Here is a 21,652-nt window from a genome sequence, read left to right as displayed (position 1 = left end):
TCAGGCCCCGATCATCGCCTGGCCGCAGACGCGGATCACGTTGCCGGTCACCGCGTTTGACGCCGGGCTGGCGAAGTAGGCGATGGTCTCGGCGACGTCGACGGGCTGGCCGCCCTGCAGCAGCGAATTCATCCGCCGGGCCACCTCGCGGGTGGCCAGCGGGATCGCGGCGGTCATCTCGGTTTCGATGAAGCCCGGCGCCACCGCGTTGATCGTGATGCCCTTTTCGGCCAGTTCGGGCGCCAGCGCCTGGGTGATGCCGATCATGCCGGCCTTGGTGGTGCCGTAGTTCGTCTGCCCGCGGTTGCCCGCGATGCCGGCGATGGACGACAGCCCGATCACCCGGCCGCCGTCACCCAGCGTGCCGTTGGCCACCAGTCCTTCGGTGAGACGCAGCGGCGCAAGCAGATTGACGGCGATGACGGCGTCCCAGCGGGCGTCGTCCATGTTGGCCAGCAACTTGTCGCGGGTGATGCCGGCGTTGTTCACCAGAATGTCGGCCTTGCCGCCGTGGTGGTCGCGCAGGTGCTCGGAGATCTTCTCCACCGCATCGTCGGCGGTGACGTCCAGCCACAGCGGGGTGCCGCCCACCTTGCTGGCCGTCTCCGCCAACTTCTCGGCGGCGGACTCCACGTCGATCGCGACCACGCGGGCACCGTCGCGGGCGAACACCTCGGCGATGGTGGCCCCGATGCCGCGGGCGGCGCCGGTCACGACGGCCACCTTGCCGTCCAGCGGACGATCCCAGTCGGCGGGCGGTGTGGAGTCGGCCGCGCCGACGTAGAACACCTGGCCGTCGACGTAGGCCGACTTGGCCGACAGGATGAACCGCATCGTGGATTCCAGGCCGGTGGCGGCCGGCTTCGCGTCCGGCGCCAGGTACACCAGCGCCGAAGTGCCGCCGCGGCGCAGTTCCTTGCCCACCGAGCGGGTGAACCCCTCCAGTGCGCGCTGCGCGATCCGCTCATGCGGGTTCTCGATGGCCTCGGGAGTGGTGCCCACGACGACAACCCGCGCCGAGGGGCCCAGGTTGCGGATGACGGGAGCGAAGAAGTCGTGCAGACCCTTCAGCCCGGCCGGCTCGGTGATCCCGGTGGCGTCGAACACCAGGCCGCCGAACGAATCCGCCCAGCGTCCGCCCAGGTTGTTGCCCACCAGGTCGTAGTCGGAGTCCAGCGCCGCCCGCAGCGGCTCCGCAACGCGGCCCGGTTGGTCTTGGGGGCCACCGATCAACAGCGAACCGGCCAGCGGCGGGTCGCCCGGCCTGTACCGGCGCAGGGTCTCGGGTTGCGGGACTCCAAGTTGCTTGGCCAGGAACGATCCGGGGCCGGAATTGACAACCTGAGAGAACAGATCGGGCGAGACCTTGGGTGCCACTGAGCTTGCCTTCCGTGTCAGGGGTACGAACTTACTTGAGAGTAAGAACAGTGGGTAGTATTGCCTGCGAAGCGCTGATACCCCAAAACTAGCCCCCGTACTACCGGAGATCGACGGAGATAACAGTGGCCACTGCCAGTGATCAGACCAAGCGACGCGTCGCAGTTCTCGGCGGCAACCGCATCCCCTTCGCGCGCTCGGACGGCGCTTATGCGGACGCGTCGAACCAGGACATGTTCACCGCGGCGCTTGCTGGACTGGTGGACCGGTTCAACCTGCGGGGCGAGCGGCTGGGCGCGGTGGTCGGTGGCGCCGTGCTCAAGCACTCCCGCGATTTCAATCTCATGCGCGAATGCGTGCTCGGCTCGGAACTGAACCCGCACACCCCCGCCTTCGACATCCAGCAGGCGTGCGGCACGGGGCTGCAGGCGGCTATCGCCGCCGCCGACGGCATCGCCGCCGGCCGTTACGAGGTCGCGGCCGCCGGCGGCGTGGACACCACCTCCGACCCGCCGATCGGTCTGGGCGACGACCTGCGGCGCACCCTGCTGAAACTGCGGCGATCCAAGTCCAACGTGCAGCGGCTCAAGCTGGTCGGCACGCTGCCGGCGAACCTGGGCATCGAGATCCCGGCCAACAGCGAGCCACGCACCGGCAAAAGCATGGGTGAGCACGCTGCCGTCACGGCCAAGGAGATGGGCATCAAGCGCGTCGACCAGGACCAACTGGCCGCGTCCAGCCACCGCAACATGGCTGCCGCCTACGACCGCGGCTTCTTCGACGACCTGGTGTCGCCCTTCCTGGGCCTGTACCGCGACGACAACCTGCGACCCAACTGCAGCCCGGGAAAGCTGGCCACCTTGCGCCCGGTCTTCGGGGTGAAGGCAGGCGACGCGACCATGACCGCGGGCAACTCGACCCCGCTGACCGACGGCGCCTCGGTGGCGCTGCTGGCCAGCGAGCAGTGGGCGGCCGACCACAATCTGCCCGCCCTGGCTTTCCTGGTGGATTCCGAGACCGCCGCGGTGGACTACGTCAACGGGTACGACGGCCTGTTGATGGCGCCCACCTACGCGGTCCCGCGGCTTCTGGCGAGAAACGGTCTGACCCTGCAGGATTTCGATTTCTACGAGATTCACGAGGCATTCGCGTCGGTGGTACTCGCGCATCTGCAGGCCTGGGAGTCCGAGGAGTACTGCAAGGAGCGGCTGGGGCTGGATGGCGCCCTGGGCTCCATCGACCGGTCCAAGCTGAACGTCAACGGATCGTCGCTGGCGGCGGGTCATCCCTTCGCCGCGACCGGCGGACGCATCCTGGCCCAGACGGCCAAGCAACTGGCGCACAAGAAGGCCGAGACCAAGGGGCCGGTGCGCGCGCTGATCTCGATTTGCGCGGCCGGCGGCCAGGGCGTGGCGGCGATTCTGGCGGCCTGACGTGTGCCAGAAATCACCCGGGCAATTTTTCGATTTGGTGGATTAGTTACGCGAACTTATGGGTAATCGCTCGATCGGATAGCCCCGTGTTGTGGTCTGACCCCCCGACCCCGACGGCAACGCGGGGCAATCCCTGGATCGATTGCCGGTCAGCGTAGACGGGCGAACGAGAAGGGCCGCCGCTGGAGTGAGGGGATCCAGCGGCGGTCTTTTTGCTTTCCTGCACGCCTCACCGGCACCCCTCCGGCACGCCTCCCGCGCCCGGCCCCTGCGCCGAGATTAAACGTGCGTACACCCTTCTCGGCGTGTCCTGTGTCTGACGTCAGTGTCGCGCCAGCCATCAACACAAAAATCCCCCCGCCCAAAAGCGGGGGGATTTTGTTGGTGCTACTCAGAAGGCGGCTTCGTCGAGCTCCATGATGTCGTTGTCCAGGGTCTCGATCACCTCGCGGGTGCTGGTCAACAGCGGCAGGAAGTTCTTGGCGAAGAACGACGCGACCGCGATCTTGCCCTCGTAGAAGGACCGCTCGGCGCCGGTGGCTCCGGCGTCCAGGGCCTCGACGGCCACCGCGGCCTGACGCTGCAGCAACCAGCCGATGACCAGGTCGCCGACGCTCATCAGGAACCGCACCGAACCCAGGCCCACCTTGTAGAGGCTGGTCACGTCCTCCTGAGCGGCCATCAGGTAGCCGGTCAGCGAGGCGGCCATCCCCTGGACGTCGGTGAGCGCCTTGGACAGCAGCGCCCGCTCCGTCTTGAGCCGTCCGTTGCCGGACTCGCTGTCGACGAACTGCTGGATCTCACCGGAGACGTGGGCCAGCGCCACACCCTTGTCGCGGATGATCTTGCGGAAGAAGAAGTCCTGCGCCTGGATGGCCGTGGTGCCCTCGTACAGCGAGTCGATCTTGGCGTCCCGGATGTACTGCTCGACCGGGTAGTCCTGCAGGAAGCCGGACCCACCAAAGGTCTGCAGGCTCTCGGTGAGCTTGGCGTAGGCCTGCTCGGAGCCGACGCCCTTGACGATCGGCAGCATCAGGTCGTTGATCTTGGCGGCGAGCTCGGGGGTCACCCCGTGCACTGCCTCGGCAACGGCCGCGTCCTGGAAGGTGGCGGTGTAGAGGTACAGCGCCCGCAGGCCCTCGGCGTACGCCTTCTGGGTCATCAGCGACCGGCGCACGTCGGGGTGGTGCGTGATGGTCACCCGGGGAGCCGTCTTGTCGGTCATCTGGGTCAGGTCGGCACCCTGGACGCGGGACTTGGCGTACTCCAGCGCGTTCAGGTAACCGGTGGACAGGGTGGCGATGGCCTTGGTGCCCACCATCATGCGGGCCTGCTCGATGACCTCGAACATCTGCGCGATGCCGTCGTGCACCTCGCCGACCAGCCAGCCGATGGCGGGCTTGTCGTGCTGGCCCAGGGACAGCTCACAGGTGGCCGAGACCTTCAGGCCCATCTTGTGTTCGACGTTGGTGACGTATACGCCATTTCGCTCGCCGGGCTCGCCCGTCTCGGGGTCGAACAGGAACTTGGGCACGAAGAACAGCGACAGCCCCTTGGTACCGGGACCGGCGCCCTCCGGACGGGCCAGGACCAGGTGGAAGATGTTCTCGAACAGGTCACCGGAGTCACCCGAGGTGATGAACCGCTTGACACCGTCGATGTGCCAGGTGCCGTCCTCCTGCTTGACGGCCTTGGTGCGGCCGGCGCCCACGTCCGAGCCGGCGTCCGGCTCCGTCAGCACCATGGTCGATCCCCAGCGGCGTTCGGCCGCCAGCACGGCCCACTTCTTCTGCTCCTCGGTGCCGAGGTGGTAGAGGATCTGGGCGAAGCCCGCGCCGCCGGCGTACATCCACACCGCCGGGTTGGAGCCGAGAATGTGCTCGTTGATGGCCCACATGAGGGCCTTGGGCATCGGCATACCGCCGAGTGCCTCGTCGAGGCCGGCCTTGTCCCAGCCGGCGTCGATCACCGCATTGACGGACTTTTTGAACGACTCCGGCAGAGTCACCGAGAAAGTCTTCGGGTCGAAGACCGGCGGGTTGCGGTCGCCTTCAATGAAAGATTCGGCGACGGGTCCCTCGGCCAGCCGGGCTACCTCCGCGAGAATCTCGCGGCCGGTGTCGGCGTCCAGATCGCTGAACTCCCCCTGGCCTAACGCTTTGTCGACACCCAGCACCTCGAACAGGTTGAATTCCTGGTCACGGACGTTGCTCTTGTAGTGGCTCACTACGGTCCTCCTCGTTGAGAATGCCACCTGTGGTTGGGTACTAGGTCTAAGTTACCCACCAGTAACACCGTTAAAAATATCGCGGCTGTGTTGTTCAACGCAAGTCGATGTGAGGAACATTTCACCGTCTAACTAACCAACCGGTTGGGATAGCGCTGATTCCAGTGCTGGCACGGCTGCTCACCTGCGGCGATGATGGAGCAGATGTCGAATGTGGGGAGCGTCACGGCCCTTCCGATAGTGGATCTGAAGGCCGATTCAGACCGGTTGCGCTCCGGTCTGCGGCGGGCCGCCCACGAGGTGGGCTTCTTCTACCTCGCCGGACATGGGGTTCCCGCGAGCTTGGTGAACCGGCTGCTCGGCGCGGCCCGGCGACTGTTTGCGCTGCCACCGGCCGACAAGGACGCGATCGCGATGGTGCGCAGCCCACACTTCCGTGGCTACACCCGGATGGGCGGGGAACTCACCCGAGGCGAGGTCGACTGGCGAGAGCAGATCGACATCGGTCCCGAGCGCCCGCCGGTCGGTGGGCCCGGCCGGCCTGACTATCTGTGGCTGCAGGGCCCCAACCAGTGGCCGGCGGCCCTGCCCGAGCTGCCGGGCATCATCGCCGAGTGGGATGCCGCGCTGGCCCAGGTGTCGCGGACCCTGCTGCGGCACTGGGCTGCCTGTCTGGGCAGCCCGCCCGAGATTTTCGACGCCGCTTTCGCCTGGCGCCCCGCCACGCTGATCAAGACCGTGCGGTACCCAGCACGCGCGGCCTCCCCGCAGGGCGTCGGCGCGCACAAAGACTCCGGGGTGCTTACCTTGTTGCTGGCCGAACCGGGCAGCCGCGGCCTGCAGGTGCGACGCGGGGATCGCTGGGTCGACGTCGCGCCGCTCGACGGAGCCTTCGTCGTCAACATCGGCGAGTTGCTCGAGGTCGCCACCAGTGGCTACCTGCGCGCCACCGAGCACCGGGTGAACCTGGCCGGGGCGAGCGCCGAGCGAATCTCGGTGCCGTATTTCTTCAACCCCGCGCTGGACGCGCAGTTACCGGTGCTCTCGCTGCCCGCCGCGTTGGCCCGGCGGGCGCAGCCGGCACCCGACCCCACCGACCCGATCCACTCGGTCTACGGCCGCAACGCCTGGAAGAGCAGGCTGCGTGCGCATCCCGATGTGGCTGCCGCTCATGGATACGCTCCCGGTAGGCTCGAAAGCGAGAATCCCGTTCTCGGCTCGAGGAGCGAATGAAGTCCGGTGAGTGCGAACAACAAGCTGACCCCGACGTCACTACGTGAGGCTTTCGGCCACTTTCCGTCCGGGGTGATCGCCATCGCCGCGGAGGTAAACGGTGTTCGGGAAGGCCTCGCGGCCAGCACGTTCGTGCCGGTCTCGCTGGAGCCGCCGCTGGTGTCCTTCTGTGTGCAGAACACGTCAACGACGTGGCCCAAGCTCAAATGCGCGCCGATGCTGGGCATCAGCGTGCTCGGCGAGTCCCACGATGCCGCCGCGCGCACCCTGGCCGCCAAGACGGGGGACCGGTTCGCCGGTTTGGAGACTGAATCCCGCGAGTCGGGTGCCGTGTTCGTCAAGGGCACCGCGCTGTGGCTGGAAAGCGCGATCGAGCAACTGATTCCGGCCGGCGACCACACCATCGTGGTGCTGCGGGTCAATGAGGTCACGGTCGACGCCGAGGTGGCGCCGATCGTGTTCCACCGCAGCGTTTTTCGTCGCCTCGGCGTCTGAGGTGCGGCTCTGCGCCGAGCCACTTAAAGCCGATGCGGAATAAATAATCCGGCTGGACGCACAATAAGTGCACGGTACGGGCACGGTCGCCCAGCCGAGGCGGCCGAAGTTGGTCGGACGTCTTGTGTCGGCGTTTCGGTGAGGTGTGGATGTCATTCGTCTTTGCGAATCCAGAGGTTTTGGCGGGGGCGGCCGGTGATATCGCGAGTATCGGCTCAGATATCAGGGCGGCCAGCGCCGCCGCGGTGGCGCCTACAACGGCGTTGTTGCCCGCGGGCGCCGATGAGATCTCGGGGGCAGTCGCGGCGTTGCTGGGCGCGCGCGCCCGGACCTATCAGGCGCAGAGCATGCACGCGGCAGTGCTTCATGAGCAGTTCGTCCAGGCCCTGAGCAGTGCTGCGGGGTCGTATGCCAGCGCCGAGGTCGCCAATCGTGCCATTCTGCAGGGCTTCGGTCAGCAGCTGCTGGGCGCGGTGAACACGCCTACTGAGGCGTTGCTGGGGCGCCCTCTGATCGGCGACGGCGCCGCAGGGGAGACCGTTGACGGGGTGGGGCGGCCCGGCAAGTCGGGGGGCATTCTGTACGGCAACGGCGGCGCCGGCGGTGTGAGCACCAGACCCGGGACGCCGGGTGGCGCCGGCGGAGACGCTGGGCTGTTCGGCAACGGCGGTAACGGCGGTTCCGGCGGCGCCGGCACCCCCGGCGGCTTCGGCGGGCATGGCGGTCTGATCTTCGGCAATGGCGGCAACGGCGGCATCGGAGCCAACGGCGGGGACGCCTGGATTATCGGCAACGGCGGCAATGGCGGAATCGGCGCCCTGGGCTACGGCGGCCTCGGCATTGATGGCGGCAACGGCGGTAATGGCGGTATCGCCTACGGCCATGGCGGCAACGGGGGCGGCGGCGGCCCCGGCGCCAAAGGCGGTAACGGCGGAAAGGCTTATGTGATCGGAAACGGCGGCCAGGGCGGCGGCGGCGGGGGCGGCCACTACACCGGTACCGGCATCGAAGCCACCGGCGGTTGGGGGGGTAACGGTGGCGACGGCGGATTCGTAATCGGCCACGGCGGCGGCGGCGGAGGCGGCGGCGGCGGCCTGAGCAGCGGCGGCACCGCCGGTGGCGGTGGCGGGGGCGGGGGTAGCGGTGCCGACGGCGCCGGCGGCGACAACGGCTCCTTGGGCGGCTCCGGCAGCTACGGTGACTACTACCTTGGGGGCTCCGGCGGTCCTGGCGGTGGCGCCCATGGCGGCCCTGGCGGTGATAACAACGGTTGGTACGGCTACGCGGGCGGCAGCGTCAGCCCCTCCGGCGGTGTTGGCTTCCAATTCGAAAACGGCAATGGCGGCTGGGGATACAGCCCAGCAGCTGGGGGCGACGGCGGTCTCGGCGGCCAAGGCCCCCATGACGGCGGCTTCGGCGGCAACGGCGGCGCTTCCGGAATGTTGATCGGCAAAGCCGGTTACGGTGGGGGCGGCGGCGGCGCAGGCAACCAATTCGGTGCCGGCGGCGGCGGCGCCGGCGGTGGGTCCAACGGTGCTCTAGCTTCCTTCCCAGGAATCTGAGTCCCTCGCCACACAGGTCGCCATTTGAGCCGGCAGGCCCACCTTTCGCCTAGGGCCGCTGACTCAGTTCCGCACGATAGCCTTCGATCCGCTGTTCGATCTCACCCGCGTCGTCGTGCCGTCCCTCTTTGCGCGCCAGCTCGGCGCGGACGGACAACTCCCGGATCGCCGTTCGAATCTCGTTGATGCTGGTCGTTCCTCGCATGCCAACCGGATACCCGGCTGCGCGCGGCGACTAACGCCTGAACAGCTTGTTACCCAGCCAGACGACGGGGTCGTACTTGCGGTCGGCGACCCGCTCTTTCATCGGGATCAGCGCGTTGTCGGTGATCTTGATGTGCTCGGGGCACACCTCGGTGCAGCACTTGGTGATATTGCAGTAGCCCAGCCCGTGCTCCTCCTGAGCCTGCTTCTGCCGATCCGCGGTGTCCAGCGGGTGCATGTCGAGCTCGGCGATCCGCATCAGATAGCGCGGCCCGGCGAACGCCTGCTTGTTCTCCTCGTGATCGCGGATCACGTGGCAGACGTTCTGACACAGGAAGCACTCGATGCACTTGCGGAACTCCTGCGAGCGCTGGACATCCACCTGGGCCATCCGGTACTCGCCGGGCTGCAGTTCCTTCGGCGGTGCGAACGACGGGATCTCGCGGGCCTTCTCGTAGTTGAACGACACATCGGTCACCAGGTCGCGGATCACCGGGAAGGTGCGGATCGGGGTGACGGTGACGACTTCGTTCTCTTCGAACGTCGACATCCGTGTCATGCACATCAGCCGGGGCCGGCCGTTGATCTCCGCCGAGCACGAACCGCATTTGCCGGCCTTGCAGTTCCAGCGCACCGCCAGATCGGGCGTCTGCGTTTGCTGCAGGCGGTGGATGACGTCGAGCACCACCTCACCCTCGTTGACCTCGACGGTGAATTCTTCGAGCCCGCCACCACTTTCGTCGCCGCGCCAGACCCGCATGCTTGCGTTGTACGCCATTACGCTCTCCGTTCCGGGTGCTCGGCCAGCTCTTCGGCGGTGTAGTACTTCTCCAGTTCGGAGACCTTGAAGAGCTCCAGCAGGTCTGGCCGCATCGGGATCTGCTCCTGGCGGGTGATGGTGATGTGGTCGCCGGTTGTCTCGGCCTCTTCCTGCGAAGCCTCTGTGCACACCAGCAACGTGTTGCGCCAGCTGGAATCCATACTCGGGTGGTCGTCGCGGGTGTGACCGCCGCGGCTCTCGGTGCGGGTCAGCGCGGCCTTGGCCACGCATTCGCTGACCATCAACATGTTGCGCAGGTCGATCGCCAGGTTCCAGCCCGGGTTGTACTGCCGCTGTCCTTCGACCTGAACGTTCTGGTAGCGCGCCCACAACTCCTTGAGCAGCTTCAGTGCCCGGGTGATTTCTTCCTCTTTGCGGATGATGCCGACCAGGTCGTTCATCACGTGCTGCAGATCCATCTGCAGTGCGTACGGATTCTCCGCGGCCGAGCCGTCGGTGGGTCCGGTGAACGGCTTGAGGGCGAACTTCGCGGCATCCTCGAGCGCCTGCTCCGACACCGCGGGACGGCTGCTCAGGGCCCGCACGTAATCGGCCGCACCCAGCCCGGCGCGCCGGCCGAACACCAGCAGGTCGGACAGCGAGTTGCCGCCCAGCCGGTTGGAGCCGTGCATGCCGCCGGAGCACTCGCCCGCGGCGAACAGTCCGGGAACCTTGGCCGCACCGGTGTCGGCGTCGACCTCGACCCCGCCCATCACGTAGTGGCAGGTGGGCCCGACTTCCATCGGTTCCTTGGTGATGTCGACCTCAGCCAGTTCCATGAACTGGTGGTACATCGACGGCAGCCGGCGCTTGATCTCGGCCGGGGTCAGCCGGGACGCGATGTCCAGGTAGACGCCGCCGTGCGGGGTGCCGCGGCCGGCCTTGACCTCGGAGTTGATCGCGCGGGCCACCTCGTCACGGGGCAGCAGGTCCGGGGTGCGACGAGCCGAGTCGTTGTCCTTGAGCCACTGGTCGGCCTCTTGCTCGTCCTCGGCGTACTGGCCTTTGAACACCGGCGGGATGTAGCCGAACATGAACCGTTCGTTTTCGGAGTTTTTCAATACGCCGCCGTCCCCGCGGACGCCCTCGGTGACCAGGATGCCCTTGACGCTGGGCGGCCAGACCATGCCCGTCGGGTGGAACTGGACGAACTCCATGTTGATCAGCGTCGCACCGGCCCGCAGCGCCAGCGCGTGCCCGTCGCCGGTGTACTCCCACGAGTTGGAGGTGACCTTGAACGACTTGCCGATGCCGCCGGTGGCCAGCACGATCGCGGGCGCCTCGAACAGTACGAAGTTGCCGCTCTCCCGCCAGTAGCCGAACGCCCCGGCGATCGCGTCGCCGTCCTTGAGCAGCTCGGTGACGGTGCACTCGGCGAACACCCGGATCCGGGCTTCGTAGTCGCCGAACTCGGCGAAGTCCTCCTGCTGCAGCGAGACGATCTTCTGCTGCATGGTGCGGATCAGCTCCAGGCCGGTGCGGTCGCCGACGTGCGCCAGCCGCGGGTAGGTGTGCCCGCCGAAGTTGCGCTGGCTGATGCGGCCGTCCTTGGTGCGGTCGAACAGCGCGCCGTAGGTTTCCAGCTCCCAGACGCGGTCCGGTGCCTCCTTGGCGTGCAACTCGGCCATCCGCCAGTTGTTGAGGAACTTGCCGCCACGCATGGTGTCGCCAAAGTGGGTCTGCCAGTTGTCCTTCGGGTTGGCGTTGCCCATCGACGCCGCGCAGCCGCCCTCGGCCATCACCGTGTGGGCTTTGCCGAACAGGGATTTGGTGACCACGGCGACCTTCAGGCCGCGCTCGCGCGCTTCGATGACCGCGCGTAACCCTGCGCCGCCGGCACCGATGACGACTACGTCGTAGGCGTGCCGTTCGACCTCAACCATGAAACCTCACTCAGCTTTTCGATATTCGTTCTCAAGATGGCCGAAGGGCTGTTCAGCCAATGAATCTCAGGTCGGAGATGGTGCCGCTGGCCACCAACATGATGTAGAAGTCGGTGAGCATCAGCGTCCCGAGGGTGATCCAGGCGTACATCTTGTGCCGCTCGTTGATCTTGCTGACCTGGGTCCAGATCCAATACCGCACAGGGTGTTTGGAGAAGTGCTTGAGCCGGCCGCCGGTGACGTGCCGGCAGGAGTGGCAGGACAGCGTGTAGGTCCACAACATGATGACGTTGCCCAGCAGGATCAGGTTGCCCAAACCGAACCCGAATCCGCCGGGGCCCTCGTCGGAGTGGAAGGCGACGATCGCGTCCCAGGTGTTGATCACCGAGATGATGCCGGCGATGTAGAAGAAATACCGGTGCGTGTTCTGGATGATCAGGGGCAATCTGGTCTCGCCCGTGTAGTGGACGCGCGGCTCGGCCACGGCGCAGGCGGTGGGCGACTGCCACACCGTGCGGTAGTAGGCGCCGCGGTAGTAGTAGCAGGTCAACCGGAACAGCAGCAGGAACGGCAGGGTCAACGCCGCGTACGGCAACCACCAGACGTCCGGCAGGATCTGCGGCCAGAACTCACTGGCCTCACCGCAGGCCTTGCTCACGCACGGCGAGTAGAACGGCGTCAGGTAGTGGTACTTGGGGACGAAGAAGTAGTCCTGCTGGAACGCACGCACGGTCGCGTAGATGACGAAAGCGGCGAAGCCCAGGTTGATCCTCAGGGGCTGCAGCCACCACCGGTCGGTGCGAAGCGTTTTGCGCCCGATTTGGGCTCGGGTTGCTGAAAAGACGCCGGACTCAGAACGGCTCGCCGTTGGTGCGCTCATCTAATGTGTTGTTCCTCTTCGAACGGGCTGTAGCTCGAAGGGTACACAGAATGAGCGCCCGCTCCTTAGTCGGGCATCGCAGTCGGGCGTCTGCTAATACCTGCTGTGACCTCCGACACCCTCGTCGTCGACATCGCGCCAGAAGTCGGTGTCGTACTGGGTGTCCGGGATGGCGATCTTTTCGCTGGATTGGTAGACGGTGGCCCGGGTGAGGTCCAATTCGGCGACATCACTGTCGAGTAGCTCGATGTCACTGAGGATTCGGTCGGCGTCGATGACGATGCGGCGGGTCGCCGGATTGTCTCCGTACCGCGACTTCAGCGAGGTCACGCACCGCCGCAGTCCCCGCATCAGCTCGTGCAGTTCGGTGAGTTCAGTGGCGGTGGACAATCGATGCTCCCTGGGCCGAAGGTGTTACGGATCACAATACGTCAGTCGATACTATCCGCTGTCGGTGCCGGACACCGGACAACGTGTGCCCCGCCGCCAAGAAAGTGACTTTCTGCCCATGCCGCTGGAATTAGCCGAACAGGCCCGGGTGCTGCTGCAGCTTCATCAACCGGGCAACCCCGTGGTGCTGCCGACCGTGTGGGACGCCTGGTCGGCGAAGCTGGCCGCGGACGCCGGATTTGCGGCGCTGACGGTGGGCAGTCACCCGCTGGCGGACTCGGTCGGCAAACCCGACAGCGAAGGCATGTCGTTCGACGACGTGCTGGCCCGGGTCGCCCAGATCACCGCGGCGGTCGATCTGCCCGTCTCGGTGGACATCGAGTCGGGCTACGGGCAGCCGGCTGAGCGGCTGATCGAGGGCCTGTTGGGGATCGGCGCCGTGGGGCTCAACATCGAAGACACGGTGCACTCCGAAGGCGGGCGGCTGCGGTCTGCCGCCGAGCACGCGGAGTTGGTGGGTGCCCTCCGGGCGGCCGCCGATGCGGCCGGCGTGCACGTGGTGCTCAACGCCCGCACCGATGTGTTCCTGCGTCAGGAAGGCGACCCCGAGGCGCGGGTCGACCTGGCCGTGGCGCGGCTGACCGAAGCGGCACAGGCCGGCGCCGACGTGCTGTACCCGGTGGGGCGCCACGACCCGGAGACGTTGCGGCGCTTGGCAACTGAGTTGCCCCTGCCGGTCAACGCGATCGCGGCGCCGGACCAGGACGACCCGGCCTCGTTCGCCCCGCTCGGGGTGGCCCGGATCAGCTTCGGGCCGTTCTTGCAGTACGCGCTGTCAGCCCGCGCGAAAGAACTGCTCGCCCGCTGGCAGTAGCGCCGAGCAGACACAAAATCCCCCGCACGCTCGGCGTGTCGGGGGATTTTGCGTCTGGTCGCGCTACTTGGTGATGGCGATGCGTTGCGGCTGTGCCCCGGTGTAGGCGCCGGCGACCCGCACTGTCAGCACCCCCGCGTCATACGACGCCGAGATGGCTTCGCCGGTGACGTGCGCCGGAAGCTGGAACGACCGGCGGAACGACCCGTACCGGATCTCCCGCAGCGTGCGGCCGTGCTCGGATTCGGCGTGCTCGTCGCGGTGTTCGCCGTGAATGACCAGGCGTCCCTTGTCGACCTCGACGTTGACGTCCTTCTCGACGTCGACACCGGGCAGCTCCAACCGGACTACCGCGTCGTCGCCGTCCTTCAAGATCTCGGCCGCCGGGTTAAAACCGCTGGCAGCGGGCTTGACCCAGTCGGCGGATGCCGGACCGAAAAAGTCCCGCAGCCACCGGTCGGTGTCCCACGCCGGACGCGACCACAAGGCGAGATTGCTCATGGGTGACTCCTTACTCTTCGTTGTGAGTTGGCTGTGTCCGACGCTGTGGTGGTCGGCTACCCGATAAAACATGAGCGCCCCACGCTAAAGTTCCACCTGGGTGTTCGCCCAGAGCGAACATCGTCACACAGTCGATTGCCAGCTGTGAGGACGGCGTGATGAGGGTGTCACATTCGGCGTCACTTCCGGCAACATCGGGTTCGTAGTCTCGTGACATGTCTTCTGCCGGAAGTGCTCCCGCGCGCGCCGCTGCCCGGCGCGTGGTCGTGGTCGGCCACGGCATGGTTGGCCATCGGATGGTCGAGGCGCTGCGCGCCCGCGACACCAGTGACGCTTGGCAAATCACCGTGCTGGCCGAGGAGGCCGACGCCGCCTACGACCGCGTCGGCCTGACCTCCTACACCGAAAGCTGGAACCGCAGCCTGCTGGCGCTGCCGGGCAACGACTATGCCGGCGACCCTCAGGTGCAGTTGCTGCTGAACACCCGCGTCGTCGAAATCGACCGCGCCGCAAAGACAGTGCTCACCGCCGACGGCAACAGCCACGCCTACGACGCGCTGGTCCTGGCCACCGGATCCTATGCTTTTGTCCCGCCGGTCGCCGGCCACGACCTGCCGTCGTGCCACGTCTACCGAACCCTCGATGATCTCGACGCCATCCGCGCCGGCGCTCAGCGCGCCGTCGAGTCGGGTCGCGGCGATGCCGGGGTGGTGATCGGCGGCGGCCTGCTGGGTCTCGAGGCCGCTAACGCGTTGCGCCAGTTCGGATTGCCCACGCACGTGGTCGAGATGATGCCGCGATTGATGGCGCAGCAGATCGACGAGGCGGGCGGTGCGTTGCTGGCCAGGATGATCGGCGACCTCGGCATCGACATCCACGTCGGAACCGGCACCGAATCGATTGAGCCCGTGACACATTCGGACGGCTCGGAATCGCTCAAGGTGAAGCTTTCGACCGGCCGGGTGATCGACGCGGGTGTGGTGATCTTCGCGGCCGGCATCCGGCCGCGCGACGAGCTGGCCCGGACCGCCGGCCTGGAGGTCGCCCCGCGGGGCGGCGTCCTCACCGATTTGGCATGCCGCGCCAGCGATCCCGACATCTACGCGGTCGGTGAGGTGGCCGCCATCGAGGGCCGGTGTTACGGCCTGGTCGGACCGGGCTACACCAGCGCCGAAGTCGTGGCCGACCGATTGGTCGACGGCACCGCGGAATTCCCGGAGGCGGACCTGTCCACCAAGCTCAAGCTGCTCGGCGTCGACGTGGCCAGCTTCGGCGACGCGATGGGCAGCACCGAGAATTGCCTCGAGGTCGCCATCAACGACGCGGTGAACCGCACCTATGCCAAGCTCGTGCTCTCCGACGACGCCAGGACGCTGCTCGGTGGGGTGCTGGTGGGCGATGCGTCGTCCTACGGGGTGCTGCGGCCCATGGTCGGCAGTGAACTGCCCGGCGATCCGCTGGCGCTCATCGCACCGGCCGGATCGACCGGCGCCGCCGGCGCGTTGGGCATCGGGGCGCTGCCGGATTCGGCCCAGATCTGCTCGTGCAACAACGTCACCAAGGGTGACCTCAAGTGCGCCATCGCCGACGGCTGCGCCGATGTCCCGGCACTGAAGTCGTGCACCGCCGCCGGCACGTCCTGTGGATCGTGTGTGCCGCTGCTCAAGCAGCTGCTGGAAGCCGAGGGTGTCGAGCAGTCCAAGGCGCTGTGTGAGCACTTCGGACAGTCGCGGGCGGAGTTATTCGAGATCATCTCGGCCACCGAGATCCGCACCTTCTCCGGACTGCTGGAGCGTTTCGGCAGCGGAAAGGGTTGCGACATCTGTAAACCCGTCGTCGCATCCATCCTGGCGTCCACCGGGTCCGATCACATCCTGGACGGCGAGCAGGCCTCACTGCAGGATTCCAACGACCACTTCCTGGCCAACATCCAGCGCAACGGCAGCTATTCGGTGGTGCCGCGGGTGCCCGGTGGCGACATCAAGCCCGAGCACCTCATCGTGATCGGCCAGATCGCCCAGGATTTCGGCCTGTACACCAAGATCACCGGTGGCCAGCGGATCGACATGTTCGGTGCCAGGGTCGACCAACTGCCCGAGATCTGGCGGCGGCTCGTCGACGCGGGGATGGAGTCCGGCCACGCCTACGGTAAGGCGCTGCGGACCGTCAAGAGCTGCGTCGGCAGCGACTGGTGCCGCTACGGGCAACAGGATTCGGTGCAGCTGGCCATCGACCTCGAGCTGCGCTACCGCGGGTTGCGGGCGCCCCACAAGATCAAGCTGGGCGTGTCGGGCTGCGCACGGGAATGCGCCGAGGCGCGGGGCAAGGACGTCGGGGTGATCGCCACCGAACAGGGCTGGAACCTGTACGTCGGCGGCAATGGCGGAATGACCCCCAAGCACGCTCAACTGCTGGCCGGCGATCTGGACACCGACACCCTGGTCCGCTACATCGACCGGTTTCTCATGTACTACATCCGTACGGCAGATCGGTTGCAGCGCACCGCGCCGTGGGTGGAATCGCTGGGCCTGGATCACGTACGTGAGGTGGTCTGCGACGACTCGCTGGGCCTGGCCGGGGAGTTCGAGGCCGCCATCGAGCGGCACGTCGCGAACTACAAGTGCGAGTGGAAGGGCGTGCTGGAGGACCCGGACAAGCTGTCGAGGTTCGTCTCCTTCGTCAACGCCCCCGACGCCGTCGACCCGACGGTGACATTTACCGAACGTTCCGGTCGCAAAGTGCCTGTCCCCATCGGCATTCCGCGAGTTCGATCCTAGGAGGCAATGAATCATGACGCCCATCAACGACATCCAGGCGTGGACCACCGCCTGCGCCTACGACCGCCTTATCCCGGGGCGCGGCGTCGGCGTGCTGCTCGACGACGGTTCTCAGGCCGCGCTGTTCCGGCTTGACGACGGCGCCCTGCACGCGATCGGCAACGTCGACCCGTTCTCCGGCGCGGCGGTGTTGTCCCGCGGCATCGTCGGCGACCGGTCCGGCCGTGCCATCGTGCAATCACCGATCCACAAGCAGGCTTTCGCGCTGAACGACGGTTCCTGCCTGGAAGACGAGCGAGTCTCGGTTCCCGTCTACCCGGTGCGGGTGACGGCCGACGGACGTATCCAGGTCGGGCGGTTCGCCGCGCGGATGGCTGCCTAGTCGATTTTGCCGACGAGATAACGCTGCATCGTCGGTCCGATAGCGTCCACCAGCTGTTCCACCGTCATCGAGTGCAGCGGCTCGGAGCGGACGCCGTAGCGCATGATTCCAAGCCCGACGAGTTGTGAGGCGCACAGCGATGCGCGGACCGCAATCTTGTCGGCTCCCAGCATCTTGAGCAGCGGGTTGAACACCGGACCGATCAACATGGACTGCACGACTTCGGCGGTCTTGGACAGACCTGTGGACGCGATCGCGCTCGCGGCAAAAGGCCCGCCACCGGCGGCATCCCAGGTGGTGATCAACATGTACAGCGTTCTTCGGCCGACCTGGTTGACGCTGCCGGTGAAGATGCGGTCGATGAACTCCGGTGTCCGGAACGGTAAACGGAGCATTTTCGCCACATCGTCGAGGAGTCCTCGCGAGGGCTCTTCGTTACGGGCCATGTTGCCAGGATTACCCGCGATGCCCGCAAACATCAAGTGTCGTTGATCACGCCGTGCGCTGGTAGTGCATCCTGACCGATCGGATTGTGGCGTCTCGGAACCGCTCGGCCACCAGCCGCGCCAGCGCAGGATGGGTGCCCAGTGGCCGCGTCACGAGGTCGGCGCCGCAGCCGTTCAGCCGCTCCTGGAACAGGCCGTCGGCAAGCAGGTAGGAGGCGACCACTACGCGGCGCGAACCCCGGGCACGGGCAGCGGCGACGGCGTCACGGATCATCGGGCTGCCGGTTGCGGCGAACCCCAGATCCACCGGTGATCCCGTCAGGCTCGACAGCAACGTCGCCGCGAGGTCCAGGTCGGCGCGGGCGCGGGAATCCGAGGTGCCCGCCGCGGCCAGAATCACCGAATCTCCCTGCTGCCAGCCGATTTCCAGCAGATTCTGGAACAACACCCTGGCGATCTGCGGTCCGGGTCCGAGCGCCGGCGTCACGAGCACGTGGCGGTGCCCGCTGGCCTCGATGTGCGCGGGCAGATCGGCCCGGACGTGGTAGCCGCGAGACAGGAACGCCGGCAACACGATTGCGGGCTCACCGCGGGCGCGCAGCTCTGATAGTACTTCGCTGGGCGTGGGGCCCAGCACGTCGACGAACGCCACCCCGACGGTGCGGTCGAGCAGTTCGCTCACCCGGGCGGCGAGGTCGCCGATCATTGCGACACCTGCCGAGCGGCGGGTGCCGTGGGCGGCCAGGATCAGGCTCATGCTGCGTCGTTCTCTCCGTCGAGGGCCAGTCGGTAACCCCGTTTGACCACTGTGGCAACGATGTTCTTGTCACCCAATGCCGTTCGCAAACGAAGGACGGCGGTGTCCACCGCGTGCGTGTCACCACCGTTGCCGGGCAACACCCGCAGCAGCTCGGCGCGCCCGACCACATCGCCGGGCCGGTGCGCCAGCGCATGCAGGATCGCCATGCCCGAGCCGGACACCGTCCTCACCGACCCGTCGACCAGCACGCAGGTTCCCCTGATGTCGACCAGATGGCCAGCGGCCCGCACGCTGCACGAACCCAGCAGCGGCAACTCCTCAGCGATATGACGGGCCAAGGCGCCCAGCCGCATTCGCTCTGGCGACGAGGTCGGCACGCCTTGCCGGATCAACGGCCGCGACGTCACCGGGCCGACGCACATCGCGTGCACACTGCTGCGGAATGCGGCCAGCACCTGATCCTCGATGCCCAGGTCGCGGCTGCGCTCGAGCACCGCCACCGCCGCCGGAGCCGACGTGAAGCTCACGGCGTCGAACTGCCGCCGGGCGATACCGGTGACCAGCTGATCGAACTCACCGTCCAAAGGCACTGGCTTCCAGCGGTATACCCGGATCGGTACCACTTCGGCGCCCGCGGCGCGCAAACCGCCGAGGAACTCCGGGAACGGGTCCCATCCGTCGGCCGCGCCGTGCAACTGGACGGCGATGCGCTTGCCGGCGACCCCGGACTCGAGCAGGTATTCCAGTACCTCATGGGAAGATTCGGACTCCGGCGACCACTCCTCGCGCAGCCCGGCCGCCCGCAGCGCACCAGTTGCCTTCGGCCCACGCGAGATAACCCGCGCCGTCGCCAGCGAGTCGATGAGTTCGGTCGCCAGACCCCAGCCTTCCGCGGCGGCGACCCAGCCGCGGAAGCCGATACCGGTGTGGGCCACCAGAATATCCGGCGGATCGGTGATCAATGCTTCAGTGTTGCTGTGCAATTCGTCGTCGTCGGGCAGGGCGATCATGCTGATCGCGGGGGCGGCGAAGACCTCCGCCCCATGCCGGTTGAGCAGCGCACACAGCTCTTCCGAACGGCGGGCTGAGGTGACTGCGACTCGGTAGCCAGTGAGTGGCGCAGACGGTGACTGGGCCATATGTCTGTTGTATGCCAAGCACATTTCCGAAGCATTACCTGGCAATTGCTGCAGCATTGCCCTCGACTGCGTCCTTCATCACATGGGCGGCTGGGCGGCGCACATACATCCACCAGGTGATCCACGCGGCGAAGACGTAAGCCCCCAGGAACATCCAATATGCGAAAGTCTCAGTGCCGCTGTGCAGATACGACTCGCGCAGGGCCAGGTTTATCCCCACGCCGCCCAGTGCGCCCACCGCAGCGCACAAGCCGATCAGCGAACCTGACATGGCGCGCGCCCAGTGGCGGCGTTCGGGCTCGCCGAGATCCAGAGAACGGCTGCGTGCCTCGAAAATGGACGGAATCAACTTGAACACCGAGCCGTTGCCCATGCCGGCCAGGATGAACAACACCATGAAGCAGAACACGTAGCCGATCAGCGTGAAACGGGTGGTATCCGGCACGATGTCGTCATGGGTGCTGATGCCCACCAGTAACCCCGCGGCCAGGATCATGCCGCCCAGAACACCCAGCGTTACCCGGCTTCCGCCGACGCGATCGGACAACCGGCCCCCGTAGATCCGGGCAAGCGAGCCCAACAGCGGTCCGACGAAAGCGATCTGAGCGGCGTGCAACGCGGCGTGCTTGGCGGTTTCGCCATGCTCTTCGAAGTTGACCTGCAACACCTGGCCGAAGGCGAATGCGAACCCGATCCAGGAGCCGAAGGTGCAGATGTAGAGCAGCGAGATGACCCAGGTATGCCGCACGAACAGGACCGAGCGCATGGTGTTCAGTTCGATGCCGTGCTCGAGATTGTCCATGAACAGCGCCGCTGCAATACCGACAAGCGCCAGCACCACAAGGTAAATCGCGCACACCCAGTACGGCGCCTGATGGCCGGCGGTGGCAAGCGCCAACAGGCCGACGAGTTGGATCACCGCGACCCCGAGATTGCCCAAGCCGGCGTTGACCGCCAGCGCCGCACCTTTGAGCCGCTCCGGGTAGAAGGCGTTCACGTTGGCCAACGACGCGGCATAATTGCCACCGCCGAGCCCGGTCATGGCCGCGCACAACACATATGGCCACAACGGCAGGCCGGGGTGGGCCAGCAGCAGGATGGTCAACCCGGTGGGGATCAGCAGCACGAACGATGAGAACGCCGTCCAGTTGCGGCCACCGAACTTGGCGATGCCCAGGGTGTAAGGAATGCGCGCGCAGCCACCGACGAACGTGGCGACGGCACCCAGGAGCAGCTTGTCGCCGGCGGAGAAGCCGTATACCGCGGCGGGCATGAACAGCGTCATCACCGACCACAGCGTCCAGATCGAGAAAGCGACATGGTCGCCGGCCACCGTGCAGAGCAGATTGCGCCTGGCGATCTTGTCGTTTCCGGCCTCCCAGCAGGTGGTGTCTTCGGGATTCCAGTCCGTGATGCGGCGGTTGCGGCCCATTCGGTGGTTCACCTTTCCGGGCACCTCGACGGGCACCATGAAGTGAAGAGGCTTGCGCCAAGGTCGGTTTCGATGCTCACACCAGGCGCTGAGGACAGTCAACTCAAAAGAGCTGTTATCGACTGAAAGTTGCGTCCCAGTTGTCTGGCAGCTGGCTGTAAACGGCGAAACTCGTTGCTGCCGAGTGTGAAAGACCCGACGCTGCGCCGGTGTGTCGCGTCGTGCGATTCACCCTCGACGGGCGCCGGCGGGCCCAGCTCCCCCAACTGGGGGAGGAGATTTCCTCCCCCGAATCCCCCAGTTACCGGAGAGACGTGTGGCCGGCGCCACACCACAGTGATCATCGAGCCGCAGCAGAAGGGAACAGATCACAATGTCGTATCTAATCGTTGCCCCGGAAGCGCTTTCGTCCGCCGCGACCGATGCGGCCGGTATCGGTTCGGCCATCCGGTGCGCCAACGCGGCGGCAGCCGCTGCGACGACGGCGGTGGTGGCCGCCGGCGCCGACGAGGTGTCGGTGGAGCTGGCGTCACTGTTTTCCGGCCACGGGCAGGCGTATCAGAGCCTGTCCGCGCAGCTGTCCACATTCCACGATCAGTTGGTGCAGACCCTCACTGCCAACGCGAACACTTATGCCCGGGCTGAGGCCGCGAATGTGTCGCCGCTGCAACAAATCCTCAATGTCGTCAACGCCCCCACCGAGGCGCTGGTAGGACGCCCGCTGATCGGCGACGGCACTGACGGCGCAGCGGGGTCCGGCGCCAGCGGTGGGGCGGGCGGCATCTTGGTGGGCAACGGCGGCAACGGAGGGTCGGGGGCGGCCGGGCAGGTCGGTGG

The 21,652-nt window shown here is 66.7% G+C and carries 20 protein-coding genes; 8 read left to right on the top strand and 12 right to left on the bottom strand.

Annotated elements, in window-relative coordinates; translation table 11 throughout:
* Positions 1–1,377, bottom strand: a complete 1,377-nt coding sequence (locus AWC08_RS16870) for a 3-oxoacyl-ACP reductase (RefSeq protein ID WP_065134687.1) — start codon at positions 1,375–1,377, stop codon at positions 1–3.
* A 125-nt stretch (positions 1,378–1,502) separates the two neighbouring features.
* Between AWC08_RS16870 and AWC08_RS16865 the strand changes: the two genes are divergently transcribed.
* Positions 1,503–2,810 (top strand): acetyl-CoA C-acetyltransferase, encoded by a 1,308-nt coding sequence (locus AWC08_RS16865; protein ID WP_069435190.1) that lies wholly within the window; start codon positions 1,503–1,505, stop codon positions 2,808–2,810.
* Positions 2,811–3,201: 391 nt separating this feature from the next.
* Here AWC08_RS16865 and AWC08_RS16860 read toward each other — a convergent pair whose 3' ends face one another.
* Positions 3,202–5,037: an acyl-CoA dehydrogenase gene (locus AWC08_RS16860; RefSeq protein ID WP_069435191.1), complete on the bottom strand. Its 1,836-nt coding sequence runs from the start codon at positions 5,035–5,037 to the stop codon at positions 3,202–3,204.
* Positions 5,038–5,241: 204 nt separating this feature from the next.
* Here AWC08_RS16860 and AWC08_RS16855 point away from each other — a divergent pair, with 204 nt between their 5' ends.
* The 3 genes from AWC08_RS16855 (at position 5,242) to AWC08_RS39080 (ending at position 8,327) form a co-directional block, all read left to right on the top strand.
* Positions 5,242–6,270 (top strand): isopenicillin N synthase family dioxygenase, encoded by a 1,029-nt coding sequence (locus AWC08_RS16855; RefSeq protein ID WP_167544969.1) that lies wholly within the window; start codon positions 5,242–5,244, stop codon positions 6,268–6,270.
* Between the two features lie 6 nt (positions 6,271–6,276).
* The gene (locus tag AWC08_RS16850; RefSeq protein WP_065133533.1) at positions 6,277–6,765 is read left to right on the top strand and encodes a flavin reductase family protein; all 489 of its coding nucleotides are present in this window, start codon (positions 6,277–6,279) and stop codon (positions 6,763–6,765) included.
* Positions 6,766–6,914: 149 nt separating this feature from the next.
* Positions 6,915–8,327 carry a PE family protein gene (locus tag AWC08_RS39080; RefSeq protein ID WP_085087997.1) on the top strand — a complete coding sequence of 471 codons (1,413 nt, stop codon included), beginning with the start codon at positions 6,915–6,917 and terminating at the stop codon, positions 8,325–8,327.
* 49 nt (positions 8,328–8,376) lie between these two features.
* On the opposite strand, the gene AWC08_RS37110 is transcribed toward AWC08_RS39080, so the two are convergent.
* The 5 genes from AWC08_RS37110 to AWC08_RS16825 all read right to left on the bottom strand — a co-directional run bounded on the left by AWC08_RS37110 (position 8,377) and on the right by AWC08_RS16825 (position 12,504).
* Positions 8,377–8,532 (bottom strand): hypothetical protein, encoded by a 156-nt coding sequence (locus tag AWC08_RS37110; protein WP_167544968.1) that lies wholly within the window; start codon positions 8,530–8,532, stop codon positions 8,377–8,379.
* Positions 8,533–8,562: 30 nt separating this feature from the next.
* Positions 8,563–9,309, bottom strand: coding sequence for a succinate dehydrogenase/fumarate reductase iron-sulfur subunit (locus AWC08_RS16840; protein WP_065132958.1), 747 nt, complete (start codon positions 9,307–9,309; stop codon positions 8,563–8,565).
* Complete coding sequence (locus tag AWC08_RS16835; RefSeq protein ID WP_065132959.1) at positions 9,309–11,234, bottom strand: fumarate reductase/succinate dehydrogenase flavoprotein subunit; 1,926 nt, start codon at positions 11,232–11,234, stop codon at positions 9,309–9,311. The genes AWC08_RS16840 and AWC08_RS16835 overlap by 1 nt, the downstream gene beginning before the upstream one ends.
* 52 nt (positions 11,235–11,286) lie before the next feature.
* Positions 11,287–12,114, bottom strand: coding sequence for a hypothetical protein (locus AWC08_RS16830; protein ID WP_065132960.1), 828 nt, complete (start codon positions 12,112–12,114; stop codon positions 11,287–11,289).
* A 93-nt stretch (positions 12,115–12,207) separates the two neighbouring features.
* Complete coding sequence (locus tag AWC08_RS16825; protein ID WP_065132961.1) at positions 12,208–12,504, bottom strand: hypothetical protein; 297 nt, start codon at positions 12,502–12,504, stop codon at positions 12,208–12,210.
* Between the two features lie 118 nt (positions 12,505–12,622).
* On the opposite strand from AWC08_RS16825, the gene AWC08_RS16820 reads away from it, so the two are divergent.
* Positions 12,623–13,378, top strand: coding sequence for an isocitrate lyase/PEP mutase family protein (locus AWC08_RS16820; protein WP_069435025.1), 756 nt, complete (start codon positions 12,623–12,625; stop codon positions 13,376–13,378).
* A gap of 63 nt (positions 13,379–13,441) precedes the next feature.
* Here AWC08_RS16820 and AWC08_RS16815 read toward each other — a convergent pair whose 3' ends face one another.
* Positions 13,442–13,879, bottom strand: coding sequence for an Hsp20/alpha crystallin family protein (locus AWC08_RS16815; protein WP_065136765.1), 438 nt, complete (start codon positions 13,877–13,879; stop codon positions 13,442–13,444).
* A gap of 215 nt (positions 13,880–14,094) precedes the next feature.
* On the opposite strand from AWC08_RS16815, the gene nirB reads away from it, so the two are divergent.
* Positions 14,095–16,656: a nitrite reductase large subunit NirB gene (nirB, locus tag AWC08_RS16810; RefSeq protein WP_083271360.1), complete on the top strand. Its 2,562-nt coding sequence runs from the start codon at positions 14,095–14,097 to the stop codon at positions 16,654–16,656.
* Between the two features lie 13 nt (positions 16,657–16,669).
* Positions 16,670–17,038, top strand: coding sequence for a nitrite reductase small subunit NirD (gene nirD / locus AWC08_RS16805; RefSeq protein WP_065136766.1), 369 nt, complete (start codon positions 16,670–16,672; stop codon positions 17,036–17,038).
* Here the strand turns inward: nirD and AWC08_RS16800 are convergent.
* Genes AWC08_RS16800 through AWC08_RS16785 form a run of 4 tightly spaced genes read right to left on the bottom strand, consistent with a single transcriptional unit; the run spans position 17,035 to position 20,815 of the window.
* A complete protein-coding gene (locus tag AWC08_RS16800) occupies positions 17,035–17,484 on the bottom strand; it encodes a TetR/AcrR family transcriptional regulator (RefSeq protein WP_065136770.1) in 450 nt (149 codons plus the stop codon). The two genes, nirD and AWC08_RS16800, sit on opposite strands and share 4 nt — an antisense overlap.
* A gap of 46 nt (positions 17,485–17,530) precedes the next feature.
* Positions 17,531–18,241: a sirohydrochlorin chelatase gene (locus tag AWC08_RS16795; RefSeq protein WP_065136767.1), complete on the bottom strand. Its 711-nt coding sequence runs from the start codon at positions 18,239–18,241 to the stop codon at positions 17,531–17,533.
* The gene (locus tag AWC08_RS16790; RefSeq protein WP_065136768.1) at positions 18,238–19,383 is read right to left on the bottom strand and encodes a uroporphyrinogen-III synthase; all 1,146 of its coding nucleotides are present in this window, start codon (positions 19,381–19,383) and stop codon (positions 18,238–18,240) included. The genes AWC08_RS16795 and AWC08_RS16790 overlap by 4 nt, the downstream gene beginning before the upstream one ends.
* Before the next feature lie 34 nt (positions 19,384–19,417).
* On the bottom strand, positions 19,418–20,815 hold the full coding sequence (locus tag AWC08_RS16785; protein ID WP_069435023.1) for a nitrate/nitrite transporter: 1,398 nt from the start codon (positions 20,813–20,815) through the stop codon (positions 19,418–19,420).
* A gap of 373 nt (positions 20,816–21,188) precedes the next feature.
* Here AWC08_RS16785 and AWC08_RS16780 point away from each other — a divergent pair.
* Positions 21,189–21,652 (top strand): PE family protein (locus AWC08_RS16780; protein WP_142283636.1); only part of this gene is annotated, 464 nt, incomplete at its 3' end.

The sequence above is a fragment of the Mycobacterium gordonae genome (assembly GCF_002101675.1).
GTDB lineage: Bacteria > Actinomycetota > Actinomycetes > Mycobacteriales > Mycobacteriaceae > Mycobacterium > Mycobacterium gordonae.
The sequence above is the reverse complement of the archived record's forward strand: the minus strand, read 5'-3'. Positions and strand labels throughout refer to the sequence as shown.

Bases quoted from the DNA above. Each gene is read 5' to 3' on its own strand.
- nirB (WP_083271360.1), top strand. From the start codon at position 14,095: ATGTCTTCTGCCGGAAGTGCTCCCGCGCGCGCCGCTGCCCGGCGCGTG.
- nirD (WP_065136766.1), top strand. From the start codon at position 16,670: ATGACGCCCATCAACGACATCCAGGCGTGGACCACCGCCTGCGCCTAC.
- AWC08_RS16795 (WP_065136767.1), bottom strand. From the start codon at position 18,241: ATGAGCCTGATCCTGGCCGCCCACGGCACCCGCCGCTCGGCAGGTGTC.
- AWC08_RS16840 (WP_065132958.1), bottom strand. From the start codon at position 9,309: ATGGCGTACAACGCAAGCATGCGGGTCTGGCGCGGCGACGAAAGTGGT.
- AWC08_RS16790 (WP_065136768.1), bottom strand. From the start codon at position 19,383: ATGGCCCAGTCACCGTCTGCGCCACTCACTGGCTACCGAGTCGCAGTC.
- AWC08_RS16855 (WP_167544969.1), top strand. From the start codon at position 5,242: ATGTCGAATGTGGGGAGCGTCACGGCCCTTCCGATAGTGGATCTGAAG.
- AWC08_RS16820 (WP_069435025.1), top strand. From the start codon at position 12,623: ATGCCGCTGGAATTAGCCGAACAGGCCCGGGTGCTGCTGCAGCTTCAT.
- AWC08_RS39080 (WP_085087997.1), top strand. From the start codon at position 6,915: ATGTCATTCGTCTTTGCGAATCCAGAGGTTTTGGCGGGGGCGGCCGGT.
- AWC08_RS16835 (WP_065132959.1), bottom strand. From the start codon at position 11,234: ATGGTTGAGGTCGAACGGCACGCCTACGACGTAGTCGTCATCGGTGCC.
- AWC08_RS16785 (WP_069435023.1), bottom strand. From the start codon at position 20,815: ATGGGCCGCAACCGCCGCATCACGGACTGGAATCCCGAAGACACCACC.
- AWC08_RS16815 (WP_065136765.1), bottom strand. From the start codon at position 13,879: ATGAGCAATCTCGCCTTGTGGTCGCGTCCGGCGTGGGACACCGACCGG.
- AWC08_RS37110 (WP_167544968.1), bottom strand. From the start codon at position 8,532: ATGCGAGGAACGACCAGCATCAACGAGATTCGAACGGCGATCCGGGAG.
- AWC08_RS16800 (WP_065136770.1), bottom strand. From the start codon at position 17,484: ATGGCCCGTAACGAAGAGCCCTCGCGAGGACTCCTCGACGATGTGGCG.
- AWC08_RS16830 (WP_065132960.1), bottom strand. From the start codon at position 12,114: ATGAGCGCACCAACGGCGAGCCGTTCTGAGTCCGGCGTCTTTTCAGCA.